Consider the following 14,343-nt stretch of genomic DNA (forward strand, 5'->3'; position numbering starts at 1 on the left):
GGGCCGAGTCTAGGCTGGCCGAATGACCCACGAGAGCGACCCCGCCGCCCTGGCCGCCGACCAGTCCGTCATGATCGCCGCCTTCGAGGGCTGGAACGACGCAGGCTCCGCGGCCTCGGCCGCGCTCGACCACCTGTCACGGATGTGGAAGGCGCGCGAGTACGCGGCGCTCGACCCCGAGGAGTACCACGACTTCCAGGTGAGCCGCCCGACGATCCAGTCGGTGAACGGCGGCGAGCGCGTCATCTCGTGGCCCGGCACGGTGCTCTCGACGGCCACGGGCCCGTGGGTCGGGGACCGCGAGATCGCCCTGGTCCGCGGCATCGAGCCGTCGATGCGCTGGCGCAGCTTCTGCCGCGAGATCCTCGACTACGCCGAGGACCTCGACGTCCACACGCTCATCACGTGCGGAGCGTTGCTGGTCGACGCGCCCCACACGCGGCCGCTGCCGACCTTCGTCACCACGGAGGACGACCGCGCGGGCAAGGCCTTCGACCTCGAGCGCTCCGACTACGAGGGCCCCATCGGCGTCCTCGGCGTGCTCGGCCACGAGGCCGCGCTGCGCGGCATCACGGTCGTCTCCGTCTGGGTGGGCGTGCCGCATTACATCGCGCACCCGCCGAGCCCCAAGGCCACCATCGCGATCCTGTCCCAGCTCGAGCGCTTCCTGGGCGAGCCGATCGACCTCGACGACCTCCCCGAGGAGCTCGAGGCGTGGCAGCACGGCGCCGACGAGCTCACCGAGGACGACGAGGAGATCGCCGCGCACGTCGAGCAGCTCGAGTCCGTCATGGACGAGACGAGCCTGCCGGAGGCCTCCGGCGACGCGATCGCCGCGGAGTTCGAGAAGTTCCTGCGCCGCCGGGACCTGGGCAACGGGAAGGCCTGACCTTCCGCCGCATCGTCCCAAGGGGCTGAGCGTCCCGACCCTGCGGCCGGGAGGACGATGCGCGGGTCAGGTCGCGCTGATGGCCCCGGCCGCGAGCAGGCCCACGATCACGCCAGAGAACGCGAAGCGGTAGAGCACGAACGGCGTGTAGCTGTGGTGCGAGATGAGCCGCAGGAACCACACGATCACCGCGTAGCCCACACCGAACGCCACGACGGTCGCGATCGCCGTGTTGACCAGCCCCGCGGCGCCGGGCTCGCTCAGCGTGTCCCACTCCGTGAGCAGCTCGAAGAAGCCCGAGCCGAGCACCGCGGGGATCGCGAGCAGGAACGACACGCGCGCCGCGGCCTCGCGGGTCAAGCCGAGCAGCAGGCCCATCGAGATCGTGCCGCCAGAGCGGGACACGCCCGGGATCAGCGCCATCGCCTGCGCGAACCCGAGCAGGATGCCGTCCTTGATGGTGAGCGACTCGAGGTCGCGCCGCTTCGAGCCGATGCGGTCCGCGAACCACAGCACGGCCGCGAAGGCCGCGAGCACGAACGCGGTGATGTAGAGGTTGCGCAGGCTCGTCTCGATGACGTCCTTGAACAGCACGCCGAGGATCACGATCGGGAACGAGCCGATGATGACGTACCAGCCCATGCGCGCATCGTGATCGGGCGCGAAGAGGGTGCGCTGCCTCCAGCCCTCCGCGCTCTTGTCCAGCAGCGCGCGGAACCACGCGGCGATGATGCGCGTGATGTCCTTCCAGAAGTAGACGAGCACGGCGGCCTCGGTGCCGATCTGGATGATCGCGGTGAAGGCCGCCCCCGGGTCCTCCCCGTGCGGCAGCAGGGCGCCGATCACGCGGATGTGAGCGCTGGAGGAGATGGGCAGGAACTCCGTGAGCCCCTGCACCAGTCCGAGGATGACCGCTTCCCACCAACCCATGGCGGCAACACTAGCGCCCGCGCGTCGCGCGCCGACCGAGCGCCCGCCTTCGATAGCGTCTCCCCATGCAGCGCGCACGGTTCGGCACCACGGGTCTCGAGGTGTCTCGCGTCGCGCTCGGCACCATGACGTGGAGCCGCGACACGGACGCGGAGCAGGCCGGCGGCCAGCTCGACTCGTTCCTCGAGGCAGGCGGCACGCTTCTCGACACCGCGGCGTCGTACGCCGACGGCGGCTCGGAGGAGCTCATCGGCGCTCTGCTCGGCGGCTCGGTGTCCCGCTCCGACGTGCAGATCTGCACCAAGGCCGGCATCCGTCGCACCGCGACGGGCGGCATGATCGACGCCTCGCGCGACACGATGCTCGACACGCTCGACGCGTCGTTGCGCCGCCTGGGCACGGACCACGTGGACCTGTGGCTGGTGCATCAGTTCGACGGCGCGACGCCTCTCGACGAGACGCTGCATGCGCTCGAGATCGCCGTCAACAGCGGCCGGGCGCGCTACGTCGGGGTGTCGAACTACCCCGGCTGGGCCACCGCGAGCATCGCGACGCTTGCGGGCACCCGGCCCTCGCTCGCCGCGACCCAGGTCGAGTACTCGCTGCTCCAGCGCGGGATCGAGCGCGAGGTGGCGCCGGCCGCGTCGGCCCTGGGCCTCGGCGTGATGGCGTGGTCGCCGCTGGGCCGCGGGGTGCTGACGGGCAAGTACCGCCACGCGATCCCGGCGGACTCGCGTGCCGCCTCGGAGCACCTGTCCGGGTTCGTCGAGCCCTACCTGGACGAGCGCGCGGGCGCGATCGTCCAGGCGCTCGCCATCGCCTCGGAGGGCCTCGGGGTCACCCCGCAGGAGGTGGCGCTGGCCTGGGTGCTGGCCAAGCCCTTCATCGCGTCCGCCGTGGTGGGAGCGCGGACCACGGAGCAGCTCGAGCCCTCGCTCGCGGCGGCGTCGCTCAAGCTGCCACCCGCGATCGTCGACGCGCTCGACGAGATCTCCGCGATCGACCTGGGATACCCGGAGCGCCGATGAGCACGGCGCGCGCGGGCCTCAGCGGGATGGGCACGTGCGCGCGGAACCGCGGCGATGAGGCGTCTCAGCGTAGCTGGAAGTCGTCGAGGTCGTCGTCGAGCGCGTCCTCGTCCTCGCCCGCGTGGGCGTCGAGCGAGTCGTCCTCGTCCTCGTCGGGCTCCTCGAGCTCGACGTCGTCGAGCAGCATCGGGAGGGTCTCGCCGTACTCGACGTCGAGGACCGCCTCGTACCGGTCGAACGCGTCCGCGAGGGCGTCGTATGCATCGTCGACCGAGGCGTCCTCGTCGCCGCGTCGCGCAAGGATCGCGGCGAGGTGCTCCTCGTATGCCGCGACCAGCAGCCTCAGCGCCTCATGCGCGTTCGAGTCCATGGCTATGACGTTACCTGCGGAACAGGGAGAATGGGAGGCGAGATGAACCACGACAAGCAGCGCACCACCCACGTCGTCACTCCGACGCGTGGCATGCCGTCGCAGGACAGCCGTTACCACTGGCGCGTGGTGGACATCCCGAGCGAGATCACCCGCTCCGAGGCGCGAGCCCTCCTCACCGAGCAGGCCGAGTACGGGCGGTGGGAGCTCATCCGCTCGCAGCGGTTCGTCGGGGGCGCACGGCGAGTGTGGCTGCGCAAGCGCGTGATGAACGTGCGCCGCACCGACGACGCGGCCTGACGTCCTCCTCTCGGCTCGCTCGCACGTCCGGCGGGTCGCGGGACGATGGACGTGCGGCGGTGGCGCGCCACGGTAGGTTGCGCTCCATGCCGACGCGCCTGGGACCGACCCGCTCGATGCGGACCTTCTTCCTCGTCCTCACCGGGATGGGCGCGGTTTTCCTGGTGTTCGCCGTCTTCGCCGCCGCGGAGCAGCGTGGAGCGGCCATCGGCCTTGCCGTCATCGGCGGCGGGTTCGCCGCGGCGTTTCTGCGGGGTGCGACCAGCTCGGTGGTCGTGCAGGGCGGCAGGGTGCGCGCACGCTCCGGCTTCCTCACCCTCGACGCGCCTGCCAAGGCCGTCTCTTCGCTGCGGCTCAGCGAGAACGGCCACCAGGTGGTGGTCGAGACGACCACGGGCGCGTCGCTCAAGGTGATGGTCGCGCTCGAGCACGAGGGCCCATGCAGCGCCGCGTGCCCCACGGTGAGAGATCTGGCTGAGGCGCTCGACCGGAGTCGCGCCGACACCGCGCCGACCGCGTCGCCCGCACCGGTCCCGCGCGTACGCATGCGCGGCATCGGCTGGACGGACCTGGCGGTCGCGGCGACGGCCGTTGCCGCAGTGCTCTACGGCACCGATGCCGGGCTCTCGGACGCGGACTTCTCGACGCTCGTGGGACGAGGGCTTGGGACCGCCTTGCTGCTCTGTCCCCTGTGGGCCGCGATGCTGCCGCGGTGGTGGGACTCGCCGGCGGCCTTCTGGCGGTTCGCGGTGGATCACCCGTACCGCCCGCCGTACCTCGCCGACATCCTCTGGCGCGTGCTGCGAGCGGTGATCCCGGGGTGGCGGCGGCTCGAGGAGGCCGTCGTGGGCCCGCTCGACCGGCATCTGGATGTCCGCACGCCCGACGGCGAGCTCGCGCTGCATGTCGCACGCGGCTACTACGCCTTCGCCGCCGCAGGTGCACTCCTCGGCGCTGGCCTCCTGGTGGAGTCCTTCGATGAGGCGTACCCGAGCTATGCGGCCGCATCCGGCGCCACCCAGATCGCCTTGGGGGTCATGTGCGCCGCGTCGCTCGCCGCGGGCATCGTCGCTGTCCTCCGCGGCCACCCCGCCTGGCTTGTGCCCACCGTCTATCGCCACGATGGCGGGGAGGCGCTCCCCGACGAGGCCTGAAGGCGAAGACGACCACCGCCCAGCCGCCCGCGAGGCACGCGGCGACCCGCGCATCGTCCTCGCGAACGACCAGGACGTCAGCAGTCGCTCAGGAACCGCACCATCACCTCGGTGCCGAACTCCAGCGAGTCGATCGGCACACGCTCGTCGATGCCGTGGAAGAGCCCCGGGAAGTCGAGCTCGGGAGGCAGGCGCAGCGGCGCGAAGCCGTAGCCCGCGATGCCGAGGGTCGCGAGGTGCTTGTTGTCGGTGCCGCCCATCATCGTGTACGGCAGCACGATCGCGTCCGGGTCGTCGAACGTCACCGCCTCGATGGCCTTGTGGACCAGCGGGACGTCGAACGGCAGCTCGATCGAGGCCTCGGTGATGTACTGCTCGACCTTGACGTGCGTGCCCGCGAGCTCCTCGATCTTGCGCAGCACCTGCTCCTGCTGGCCGTGGAGGAAGCGCGAGTCGACGTAGCCGCCCGCGGTGTCGGGGATGACGTTCACCTTGTAGCCGGCGTCCATCATGGTCGGGTTCGAGGTGTTGCGCAGCGACGCCTCGACCATGCGGCCCACGGCGCCGAGACCCGCGACAAGCCTGTCGACGGTCGCGGGGTCCGCCGCGTACTCGATGCCCAGCAGGTCCGCGGTACCGCGCAGCAGGTGCTCGGACGTGGGCGAGATCTCCATCGGCCACTCGTAGGCGCCGATGCGCGCCATCGCGCCACCCAGGTGGGCGACGGCGTTGTCGTGGTGCACCAGCGACCCGTGCCCTTGCACGCCGGAGGCCGCGAGCCGCAGCCACTGCATGCCCTTCTCCCCCGTCTGGAACAGGTAGACGCGCTTGCCGGCGACCTGGATCGAGAAGCCGCCCACCTCGGACACGGCCTCGGTGGCGCCTCGGAAGTCGTCGGGGTGGTTCTCGACCATCCACTTGGCGCCGCGGTGGCCGCCGTGCTCCTCGTCGGCGAAGAACGCGATGACGATGTCGCGTGCCGGCTTGACCCCGGCGGAGATCATCCTCCCGATCGCCGCGAGGTACATTGCGTCGACGCCCTTCATGTCGACGGCGCCGCGGCCCCAGATCATGCCGTCCTTGACCTCGGCGCCGAACGGGTCGACCGTCCAGTCCTCCGGGAACGCCGGGACCACATCGAGGTGGCCGTGCAGCACGAGCGGCGGACGCGTGCGGTCGGAGCCCTCCCACAGCGCCGTGAGCGAGGCGCGCCCGGGCGCCGCCTCGCGGATCACGGGCTCGAGCCCCAGGTCGCTCAGGAACGACGCGACGTACTCGGCTGCGACGCGTTCGCCGGGACCCTCCGCGTCGCCGTAGTTCGAGGTATCGATGCGCATGAGGTCACGCGCGAGGCGGACGACGTCGGACTCGGTCATGGCGACCAGGCTAGCGGTCTCACATCACCATGAAGCCGTTGGAGATGACGATTCCCAGCACCACCAGCCCCGCGAGCGAGAGCACGTAGACCAGGCGCCGGTACCCCGCCTTCCACGCGGCGATCACGATGCATGCGACGGTGCCCGGGATGAGCGCGAGGCCGTACCGCCCGGTGACGTTCGGGAAGTACTGGGGCACGGCGGTGTTGAGGTAGGCCTGCATCTGGACGATGGTCGGGTACAGGGCCGTGCCGGCGAGCACCATCCAGCCCAGCGAGCGGCGCGCGGGCTCCTTGGCGCACGCGACGATCACCGCGAAGATCGCGCCGATGACCAGCACGTTGAGCAGCCGCGTCCACGCCACCATGAGCGCGACGTTGAGCGGCTCCTGGAGGTAGTAGTCCGAGGACAGGTTGAGGCCGCTGAACAGCGTCTCGAGCCATTCCGAGCCCGGCAGGCCCAGCACGTCGCGCGTGTTGAGCCCCACGAGCGGGTTCTGCCAGTTCGGGTCGCCGCGCCCGCCCTGCCAGACCTGCCACAGCGCGTACGGCACCAGGATCGCGGCGGCCATCGCGCCCACGATCGCGGCGTCGCGGCCCCGAGGCCGATGCTGCGTCCAGTCGCGCACCATGCGGAACGCGAGCAGCGCGCCGAGCGCGATGAACGGGATCGCCGCGATGGTCTTGGTCATGCCCGCGATGCCGGCGAGCGCCGCCGCGAGCCTCCAGTCCGCATCGTCGTCGACGAAGATGCGCGCCGCTAGCCACACGGCCGAGGCGCCGATCACCACGGTCGCGGCGTCGGGGTTCACGGTCGTGACGGCATGCAGGACCCGCGGGAACGCCGGCAGCAGCAGGGGCGCGATGATCGCCGCGGCCGGGTCGATGCGCCAGCGCCTCAACGCGATGAACATCACGTGCATCCCGAAGCCGAGCCACAGGACGCCGAGCAGGCGCGCAGCGGTCAGGAAGTCGGCCGTCGGGATGAGCGCGTCGACGGCTCGAGCCGGCAGGCCGACCGCGAGGTAGTACAGCGGCGGATGCGAGAAGTTGTACTGCTGGCCCTCGTAGGGGAACTCCCACGCCTCCGCATGGGCGCCGCACTCGGGGAGCTCGTAGCGCTCCTGCCCCACGCACGCCCAGGTGTCGCGGATCTCGGGGGCGATGATCGAGCCCGCGTACGGGACCTCGACGTGGGCGGCTCGCCACGCGTAGTCCGCGTGCGTGGGCTCGTCGATGCGGGACATCGCGGTCCCCGGGCCGAGCACCACCGGCACGACGATCGCGGCGGCGACCGCGAGGTACAGCGCGAGGACCGCGAGCCGCGAACGGCGCGAGTCGCGGAACGACGCCGCCCACTCCTCCGCCATCCCGAGCCACTCGGAGGGCAGACGGCCCCTCTTCGCGTGCGTGACGGTCAACGGCGCTCCTCGCGTCGGGTGCGGCGCCGAGGTCCGGCGCGTTCACCGAATCGTAGCGGCGAGCGCAGGGACGATGCGCGCCGCGGCCCCCGGGAACGCCGAAGGCCCCGACCTTGCGGTCGGGGCCTTCGTGTGGTGTCCGAGGGGGGACTTGAACCCCCACGCCCTATACGGGCACTAGCACCTCAAGCTAGCGCGTCTGCCAATTCCGCCACCCGGACAGGTGGTCCGAGGTGCTCTTCCGAGCGCCTCAGCGCGAGAAGAACTGTAGCACGGTCTCGGGGCCACCATTTTCACCTTTGGCGTCCAAGTGCCAGAAATAGGCCGTCTACCAGGGACGCCGCCCGGTCATGTGAAGATGCTGACGCCTCCCGGCCCCACGAGCAGCCCGACGACGATGAGCACGATGCCCCAGAGGATCTGCTTCTGGAACAGCCGGATGATGCCGGCGACGACGAGGATCACGGCGAGGATCCACAGGATGAGCTCCATGGTGGTTCTACCTTCCTTCTCTGTCCTTCTTCTGTTGCGGTCATGCGAGTCCCGGGCACTGCGTGGTGGTCAACCGCTTGCGACGCCCCAGGTATTCCCGTCCTCGCTCATCGTCGCTCAGAAACGCCTGGCGCGCGCGTCGACGCCTGGGGACCTTCGACCCGCGCGCGCGGGCGCCTCGGCGTAGCGTGAAAGGTGGGTCGCAGGGTCCGCGCGGATGCAGGGGGTGCGTCGTGATCGCGTCGGCGAAGGATGTGGTCGCCACGGTGTTCGTGGCGGGGGCGGCCGCGCTCACGTGGGCGCACGTCACGGGCGCGGACCTCCCCTTCACGGACTCGGCGCGCATGACGGCCGGCCTCGTGTTCGTCTTCGGCCTGGGAGCCTGCACCACCGGCTCCGCCGACGCGTGGGAGTCGGATCCGGCCCGGAAGCGGTGGTACCACCGCGTGGGGTCGCTGCTCAGCATCGTCGCGGTGGCGGCGCTCGTGTGGGCGCTCGTCTCGGGGACCACCGAGGCGGTGATCGCGCTCGCGGCGGTCGTGGTGGTGAAGTGGGCGCTCGCGACGGTGCGGCACCTGCTCACGCCGAGGCCGGCGTCCGCCTGACCTCACTGGAAGTCCCGGCTCCGCGACGGCACCTTGAGGGACATCGGGGCCAGGTGCTCCGCGACCAGGTTGGTCGCGTTGTCCGCGCGCTCGATCCGGCCGCGGATGATGAGCGCGGGCGAGCGCCGCGCGACCGCCTGGAACCTCTTCCACACCCCGACCGAGCAGATGACGTTGAGGAAGCCCGTCTCGTCCTCGAGAGAGATGAACGTGACGCCGCGGGCGGTGCCCGGGCGTTGACGATGCGTGACCACCCCGGCGACGGTGACGCGCCGCTCCGCCTCATGCGTGAGCACGTCCGCGACCCGCAGCACGCCGGCGCGGTCCAGCCCTTCGCGCACGAACATCGTCGGGTAGCCGTCGACCGACACCCCCGAGGCCCACACGTCGGCCACGGCCTCCTCGACCACGCTCATGCCCGGCAGCATGGGGGCCTGCGCACCCGGCACCGTGCCGGGCAGCGTGTCCGGCCCCTCGCGCGACAGCACACCAGAGGCCCACAGCCCCTCGCGACGCGTGACGCCGAGCGCCTCGAGCGCGCCAGCCGTCGCGAGCGCCTCCCACTGCGCTGTCGAAAGCCCTCGGTCGGAGCCGAACACCCCCTGATGAGACGTGCCAGCCTTCCCGGAGACGCCCTTGGGCCTGATGCGCACCCGCCGCGCCATGTCGTGCAGGTCCGTGAACCGCCGCTCCTCACGCGCCCTCACGATGGCGGCCGCGGCATCGTCCCCGAGCCCCCGCACCGCAGCGAGCCCCATGCGCACCCCGAGCATGCGGTCCACGCGGACCAGGCTCGCCATGTCCTCGCGCTGCTCCCCCGGCACCGCGAACGGCACCTCGAGCTCCTCGACCCGCGCGAGCACCTCGGAGCGCACCACGCACGGGCGCAGGATCGCCTGACCGTGGCGGCGCGCGTCCGCGGCGAGCGACTGCGGCGAGTAGAACCCCATGGGCTGCGCCGCGAGCAGGCCGGCGTAGAAGGCCGCGGGACGGTGCACCTTGAGCCAGCTCGACGCGTAGACCAGGTAGGCGAAGGAGAACGAGTGCGACTCCGGGAAGCCGAAGTCCGAGAACGCCTTGAGCTTGTCGAAGATCTGGTGCGCGACGTCCGCGGTGATGCCGCGCTCGTTCGCGCCGACCATGAAGCGCGCGCGCAGCGCCTCCATGCGCTCGGGGCTGCGCTTGGAGCCCATCGCGCGCCGCAGCTGGTCCGCGAGGGCGCCGTCGAAGCCGGCTGCGTCCATGGCCATCTGCATGAGCTGCTCCTGGAACAGCGGCACCCCGAGGGTCTTGCCCAGCGACTTCTCGAGCAGCGGGTGCAGGAACGTGACGGGCTCGCGACCTCGCGCCCGGTTGATGTACGGGTGCACCGAGCCGCCCTGGATGGGGCCCGGACGGATGAGAGCGACCTCGATCACGATGTCGTAGAACCGCCGCGGCCGGAGCCTGGGCAGGGTCGCCATCTGGGCGCGCGACTCGACCTGGAACACCCCGACCGTGTCCGCGGCGCACAGCAGGTCGTAGACCGCGGGGTCCTCCTGCGGCAGCGAGTGCAGGCCGAGGTCCTCGCCGCGGACCTCCTGCATGTACCGGAACGCGTACTTGAGCGCCGAGAGCATCCCGAGGCCCAGCAGGTCGAACTTCACCAGGCCCGCATCGGCGCAGTCGTCCTTGTCCCACTGGAGCACGGTGCGGCCGGGCATGCGTGCCCACTCGACCGGGCAGACGTCGATGACGGGCCGGTCGCACAGCACCATGCCGCCGGGGTGGATGCCCAGGTGGCGCGGGAGCCGCATCAATCGGTCGGCGAGGTCGAGCACGTTCTCGGGGATGTGGTCGAGCTCCTGCGTGGGCGGCGGCTCGGGCCACATCGCGTCGCGCTGCTTGGCGGCCCACTCCTCCTGCTTCTCCGGCGGGACCCGCAGCGCGCTCCAGCGGTCGATCGACTTGGACCACGCGTCCTGCTGGCCTACGTCGAAGCCGAGCGCCCGCGCGGCGTCCCGCACCGCGGAGCGCGGCCGGTACTGGATGACGTTGGCCACCATCGCGGCATTGATGCGCCCGTGACGCGCGAAGACGTACTGGATCACCTCCTCGCGACGGTCGGACTCGATGTCGACGTCGATGTCCGGCGGCCCGTCGCGCTCGGGCGCGAGGAAGCGCTCGAACAGCAGCCCGTGCGTGACCGCGTCCACGGCCGTGACGCCGAGCGCGAAGCACACGGCGGAGTTGGCCGCCGAGCCGCGGCCCTGGCACAGGATGTCCGCACGCCGGCAGAACGCGACGATGTCCTGGACGATGAGGAAGTAGCCGGGGAAGTCGAGCGCCTCGATCACCGCGAGCTCGTGCTCGATCTGCTTCCACGCCCCCGGCACCCGCTCCGCATCGGGCGGGCCGTAGCGCTCGCGCGCGCCGCGATAGGTGAGCTCGCGCAGCCAGGTCGCCTCGGTGTGCCCGGGCGGCACGGGGTACGGCGGCAGGTTCGGGGCGACCAGGTCGAGGTCGAAGGCGCACTCCGCGGCCAGCCGCGCCGCGGTGGTCACCGCCTGCGGGTGGCGACGATGCCGGAACGCCATCTCGCCCGCGCTGCGCAGGTGCTGGCCGGGGGACCCCGGCAGCCACCCGTCCATGTCGTCGAGCGAGGACCGCGCACGCACGGCCGCGAGGGCGCCGGCGAGGTCCGCGTCCCGGGGTGTCGCATAGTGCGCGTTGGTGGTCGCCACGAGCGGTAGCGAGGCGTCGAAGGCGAGATCCGCCAGGGCGGCGTTCACCTCGGAGTCGTACGGGGAGCCCGTGTCGGTGATCTCCACCGCCACGCCCTCGCGCCCGAACAGCGCGACCAGCCTGTCGAGCTCCGCGCCCGCGGCCGCATAGCCGTCGCGCGAGACTCCCCCGGGCATCGCCGCGCCGCCGGGTCCGGTCAGCGCGGAGCGCACGGCGCCCTTGCGACAACCGGTGAGGACCAGCAGGTCCCCGCCGCCCGCATCGGCGAGCGTCTCGAGCGTGTAGCGCGCGAGGCCCTTCTCCCCCGTCGCGAGGTGCGCCATGCCGATCGCGTGGCTGAGCCGCGAGTAGCCCCGCGCGCCCCGCGCGAGCACCACGAGGTGCGACGCGCGTGGATCGGGCACGCCCGTGGGCGGGTCGAGCACGGGCCGCCCACCCGGGCCGTCGACGGCGAGGCTGAGCTCCGCGCCGAACACCGTGGGCAGCCCGATCCCCTTCGCGGCCCCCGCGAAGCGCACGGCGCCGTAGAGGCCGTCATGATCGGTGATCGCGAGCGCGGTCAGCCCCAGCCGTCCCGCCTCCGCCGCCATCTCCTCCGGCTGGCTCGCGCCGTCGAGGAAGCTGAAGGCGGAGTGCGCGTGGAGCTCGGCGTACTCGGGAAGGTCAGTCATAGACGGCCTCCAACGCCCATTCCCCGCCTCCGTAGGCGAGCAGCACCGCGGTCACGGCGTCCTCGCCGTCGCGCAGCGCGACCTGGACGTAGGCGCGCCGCGAGGCGTCCTCGGACCACCACCGCTCCGAGACGGGCCACGGACCTGCCCAGGACTCGACCGGCCGGGGGCGATCCCACACCGGCCCGACGAGGCGTCCCACATGCCCCTCGGAGGGATGGCGGTTCGCGGCGCGGGCGCGCTCGTCGGAGGCGTCCGCCTCGAGCCGTACCCACGTGGGCGGTGCGCTGATCGCGAGGCGCCTGCTGATGGTGACCGGGCTGCCGCCCGCGTCCAGCACGAGCGCGGGCCGCGCCACCGGGGGCACCGTCGCGGGCGGCGGGTCGGGGATGCGTCCCGGCCACGGATGCGCGATCGCGCGAGCGGGTGGCGCCTCCTGGCCCCAGGGCGCCATGAGCGCCCTGTCACGGGGAGAGCGCCCGCCTTGCTCGGCGACCGCGAGCACGCCCTCGAGGCCGAGGAGCCCCTGGACGCGTTCGAGGGCACGATGCGCGCGCGAGTCCGCGCCCGACACCCCGCCCCACAGATAGGACTGCTCGGCCCCGAGCGGGACCACGTCCTCGGCCACCAGCCCGAGCGACACGAGCGGCGACGGCTCAGGACCCTTGCCGCCGTCCGCGACCCCGGCCGTGCCCGACAGCCAGCCCTCGAGCTGCCACCGCACGCGATCGGTCATGTGCCGCGCGAACGCGCCGGCACGGGTGCCCACGTCGGTACGCCAGACCCGCTCGAGCTCCTGCCCCTTCTCGGTGCGCGCCGTGATGCGCACGCGCCCGCAGCGCACCCCCGCATCGAGCAGGGCACGGTCGAGCGCGGTCGCGGCCTCCTTCGCCACGTGGACCAGCTGCTCGATCCGCTCGGCGGGGTCCTCGAACACGTGCTCGACGGCGATGTCCTCCTCGCTGCGACGCAGCACAGGCGGCGCGAGGTCCTCCCCCGAAGCGAGCCGATGCGCCCACACCCCCACAGGCCCGAAGCGCGCGAGCACGTCCCCGAACGGCAGTGCCGCGAGGTCGCCCAGCGTGGCGATGCCGAGCCGGGTGAGGACGCTGGTGAGCCGCTCGACCTCCTCGCGCTGCACGCGCTCCATGGCCGCGAGCGCGAGCGAGCCGACGGGCGCCGGCGCGAGGTAGTCGCGCGAGGCACCCGAGGGCACCAGCTCCGAGGACCGGGCCGCGAGCACGGCCGCGAGCAGTCCGTCCGCGGCGCCGACCGCGCATTCGACCCCCGCGTGCTCGGCGACCGCGCTCACGAGCGCCTCCGCGAGCGCCTCCTCCGAGCCGTGGAAGCGGGAGGCTCCGTCCGCGGGGACGATCATGAGGCCGGGGCGGGAGATCTCGACCCCCGAGACGGCCTGCTCGGCGGCCGCCGCGACGGCCTCGAACAGGCGCGAGTCGCGGCCCTCGTCGTACGGCAGGATCGCGATCTCGGGGCAGACCCGCTGCGCGAGCCTGCGCGTGCTGCCCCGCCTCACCCCGGCGGCGCGCGCCGCGGCAGAGACCGCCACGAGCCCGCGCCCGTGCAGCACCGCGGCCGGGGCGTCGGCACCCAGCCCCGCCTCCGTCATCGCGGCGACCGCGGGCCAGTCCGGCACCCACAGCACGGCGCGCCGCACCACGGTCACCACGCTCATGCCGCACCCCCGAGGGAGCGCACGGGAGCGAGCACCGGCGTGCCCCTCCGCAGCGGCGCGTCCGCCTCGATCGGCAGGGTGACCATCCGGGCGAGGCCTCCGCGCCGCTCCTCGACCCGCACCACGAGCTCGTGCCCGCGCAGCCTCCCGTCGCCCGCGCCGAGCCCGTGCCAGCGGGACCCCACCGCGGTGAGGCTCACGTGCGCGCCCGTCCACGGACCCTCCGCGACGATGACGGAGCCCCGCTCCCTCGCCCGCGAGGCCAGCCGGCGCCGGTCCGCCTCGGACAGCGCGAGGCGCGGCCCCATCAGGACCACGTCCATGCCGTCGACGCACGCGCCCGCCACGGCCGCGGCCTGCGCACCCGGGTGCGGCATGAGCGCGACACGCGCGAGATCGAGCCCGCGCCTCGCCGCCGCGACCACGCCGAGCGCCGGCATGCCCACCGCGGCGGTCCACGAACCTGCCTCCGAGGCTGCGGAGGCGAGCGCGAGCATCAGTGACGTGGAGCCGACCACCGAGACCACCTGGCCGCGTCGCAGCCCCTGGGGCAGCACCTGGTCGAGCACCGGCGCGAGAGGGAGCGTGGGGGCCTCCCAGCGGTCGCGGGTGGTCCCCACCCGCCGCTGCACCCCCGCGAGCGCCTCACGCGCCCGGGCGAGCCTCGCCTCGGCCGTCTCCATCGCCGCGC

The 14,343-nt window shown here is 72.6% G+C and carries 13 protein-coding genes and 1 tRNA gene; 5 read left to right on the forward strand and 9 right to left on the reverse strand.

All coding sequences use genetic code 11. The annotated features are described in order from the left end of the window. Nucleotides 1–22 precede the first annotated feature (22 nt). A complete protein-coding gene (locus AOM06_RS12680; RefSeq protein ID WP_062307069.1) occupies nucleotides 23–889 on the forward strand; it encodes a PAC2 family protein in 867 nt (288 codons plus the stop codon). Nucleotides 890–955: 66 nt separating this feature from the next. On the opposite strand, the gene AOM06_RS12685 is transcribed toward AOM06_RS12680, so the two are convergent. Next, the gene (locus tag AOM06_RS12685; protein WP_062307075.1) at nucleotides 956–1,819 is read right to left on the reverse strand and encodes an undecaprenyl-diphosphate phosphatase; all 864 of its coding nucleotides are present in this window, start codon (nucleotides 1,817–1,819) and stop codon (nucleotides 956–958) included. A gap of 65 nt (nucleotides 1,820–1,884) precedes the next feature. Here AOM06_RS12685 and AOM06_RS12690 point away from each other — a divergent pair, with 65 nt between their 5' ends. Continuing rightward, entirely contained in the window at nucleotides 1,885–2,847 is a 963-nt protein-coding gene (locus tag AOM06_RS12690; protein WP_062307080.1) for an aldo/keto reductase, read from the forward strand. Between the two features lie 64 nt (nucleotides 2,848–2,911). Here the strand turns inward: AOM06_RS12690 and AOM06_RS12695 are convergent, their stop codons facing one another. After that, nucleotides 2,912–3,217: a hypothetical protein gene (locus tag AOM06_RS12695; RefSeq protein ID WP_062307084.1), complete on the reverse strand. Its 306-nt coding sequence runs from the start codon at nucleotides 3,215–3,217 to the stop codon at nucleotides 2,912–2,914. 42 nt (nucleotides 3,218–3,259) lie between these two features. Here AOM06_RS12695 and AOM06_RS12700 point away from each other — a divergent pair, with 42 nt between their 5' ends. Beyond that, on the forward strand, nucleotides 3,260–3,517 hold the full coding sequence (locus tag AOM06_RS12700) for a DUF5703 family protein (RefSeq protein WP_228372954.1): 258 nt from the start codon (nucleotides 3,260–3,262) through the stop codon (nucleotides 3,515–3,517). Nucleotides 3,518–3,603: 86 nt separating this feature from the next. Further along, nucleotides 3,604–4,671: a hypothetical protein gene (locus tag AOM06_RS12705; RefSeq protein WP_062307089.1), complete on the forward strand. Its 1,068-nt coding sequence runs from the start codon at nucleotides 3,604–3,606 to the stop codon at nucleotides 4,669–4,671. A gap of 77 nt (nucleotides 4,672–4,748) precedes the next feature. Here the strand turns inward: AOM06_RS12705 and AOM06_RS12710 are convergent, their stop codons facing one another. The 4 genes from AOM06_RS12710 to AOM06_RS14975 form a co-directional block, all read right to left on the reverse strand. After that, a complete protein-coding gene (locus AOM06_RS12710; protein ID WP_062307092.1) occupies nucleotides 4,749–6,047 on the reverse strand; it encodes a M20/M25/M40 family metallo-hydrolase in 1,299 nt (432 codons plus the stop codon). A gap of 19 nt (nucleotides 6,048–6,066) precedes the next feature. Beyond that, the gene (locus tag AOM06_RS12715; protein WP_062307096.1) at nucleotides 6,067–7,467 is read right to left on the reverse strand and encodes a glycosyltransferase family 39 protein; all 1,401 of its coding nucleotides are present in this window, start codon (nucleotides 7,465–7,467) and stop codon (nucleotides 6,067–6,069) included. Between the two features lie 133 nt (nucleotides 7,468–7,600). Next, nucleotides 7,601–7,688: transfer RNA gene (locus tag AOM06_RS12720), tRNA-Leu, on the reverse strand. A 127-nt stretch (nucleotides 7,689–7,815) separates the two neighbouring features. After that, complete coding sequence (locus AOM06_RS14975; RefSeq protein WP_169747767.1) at nucleotides 7,816–7,959, reverse strand: GPGG-motif small membrane protein; 144 nt, start codon at nucleotides 7,957–7,959, stop codon at nucleotides 7,816–7,818. Between the two features lie 233 nt (nucleotides 7,960–8,192). On the opposite strand from AOM06_RS14975, the gene AOM06_RS12725 reads away from it, so the two are divergent. Then, nucleotides 8,193–8,564, forward strand: a complete 372-nt coding sequence (locus AOM06_RS12725) for a hypothetical protein (RefSeq protein WP_062307100.1) — start codon at nucleotides 8,193–8,195, stop codon at nucleotides 8,562–8,564. A gap of 2 nt (nucleotides 8,565–8,566) precedes the next feature. Here AOM06_RS12725 and AOM06_RS12730 read toward each other — a convergent pair whose 3' ends face one another. From AOM06_RS12730 to imuA', 3 genes are read right to left on the reverse strand one after another with little or no spacing between them, the layout of a single operon-like run. Beyond that, a complete protein-coding gene (locus AOM06_RS12730) occupies nucleotides 8,567–11,959 on the reverse strand; it encodes an error-prone DNA polymerase (RefSeq protein WP_062307104.1) in 3,393 nt (1,130 codons plus the stop codon). Further along, nucleotides 11,952–13,652 carry a DNA polymerase Y family protein gene (locus tag AOM06_RS12735; RefSeq protein WP_228372955.1) on the reverse strand — a complete coding sequence of 567 codons (1,701 nt, stop codon included), beginning with the start codon at nucleotides 13,650–13,652 and terminating at the stop codon, nucleotides 11,952–11,954. The genes AOM06_RS12730 and AOM06_RS12735 overlap by 8 nt, the downstream gene beginning before the upstream one ends. Beyond that, nucleotides 13,649–14,335 carry a DnaE2-dependent mutagenesis accessory factor ImuA' gene (imuA', locus tag AOM06_RS12740; RefSeq protein ID WP_156163701.1) on the reverse strand — a complete coding sequence of 229 codons (687 nt, stop codon included), beginning with the start codon at nucleotides 14,333–14,335 and terminating at the stop codon, nucleotides 13,649–13,651. The genes AOM06_RS12735 and imuA' overlap by 4 nt, the downstream gene beginning before the upstream one ends. Nucleotides 14,336–14,343 lie beyond the last annotated feature (8 nt).

It is taken from the genome of Demequina subtropica (assembly GCF_000971235.1).
Classification (GTDB): Bacteria; Actinomycetota; Actinomycetes; order Actinomycetales; family Demequinaceae; genus Demequina; species Demequina subtropica.

Excerpts from the sequence above, each read along its gene's own strand:
- AOM06_RS12680 (WP_062307069.1), top strand. The coding sequence starts at position 23 with ATGACCCACGAGAGCGACCCCGCCGCCCTGGCCGCCGACCAGTCCGTC.
- AOM06_RS12685 (WP_062307075.1), bottom strand. The coding sequence starts at position 1,819 with ATGGGTTGGTGGGAAGCGGTCATCCTCGGACTGGTGCAGGGGCTCACG.
- AOM06_RS12690 (WP_062307080.1), top strand. The coding sequence starts at position 1,885 with ATGCAGCGCGCACGGTTCGGCACCACGGGTCTCGAGGTGTCTCGCGTC.
- AOM06_RS12695 (WP_062307084.1), bottom strand. The coding sequence starts at position 3,217 with ATGGACTCGAACGCGCATGAGGCGCTGAGGCTGCTGGTCGCGGCATAC.
- AOM06_RS12700 (WP_228372954.1), top strand. The coding sequence starts at position 3,260 with ATGAACCACGACAAGCAGCGCACCACCCACGTCGTCACTCCGACGCGT.
- AOM06_RS12705 (WP_062307089.1), top strand. The coding sequence starts at position 3,604 with ATGCCGACGCGCCTGGGACCGACCCGCTCGATGCGGACCTTCTTCCTC.
- AOM06_RS12710 (WP_062307092.1), bottom strand. The coding sequence starts at position 6,047 with ATGACCGAGTCCGACGTCGTCCGCCTCGCGCGTGACCTCATGCGCATC.
- AOM06_RS14975 (WP_169747767.1), bottom strand. The coding sequence starts at position 7,959 with ATGGAGCTCATCCTGTGGATCCTCGCCGTGATCCTCGTCGTCGCCGGC.
- AOM06_RS12730 (WP_062307104.1), bottom strand. The coding sequence starts at position 11,959 with ATGACTGACCTTCCCGAGTACGCCGAGCTCCACGCGCACTCCGCCTTC.
- AOM06_RS12735 (WP_228372955.1), bottom strand. The coding sequence starts at position 13,652 with ATGAGCGTGGTGACCGTGGTGCGGCGCGCCGTGCTGTGGGTGCCGGAC.
- imuA' (WP_156163701.1), bottom strand. The coding sequence starts at position 14,335 with ATGGAGACGGCCGAGGCGAGGCTCGCCCGGGCGCGTGAGGCGCTCGCG.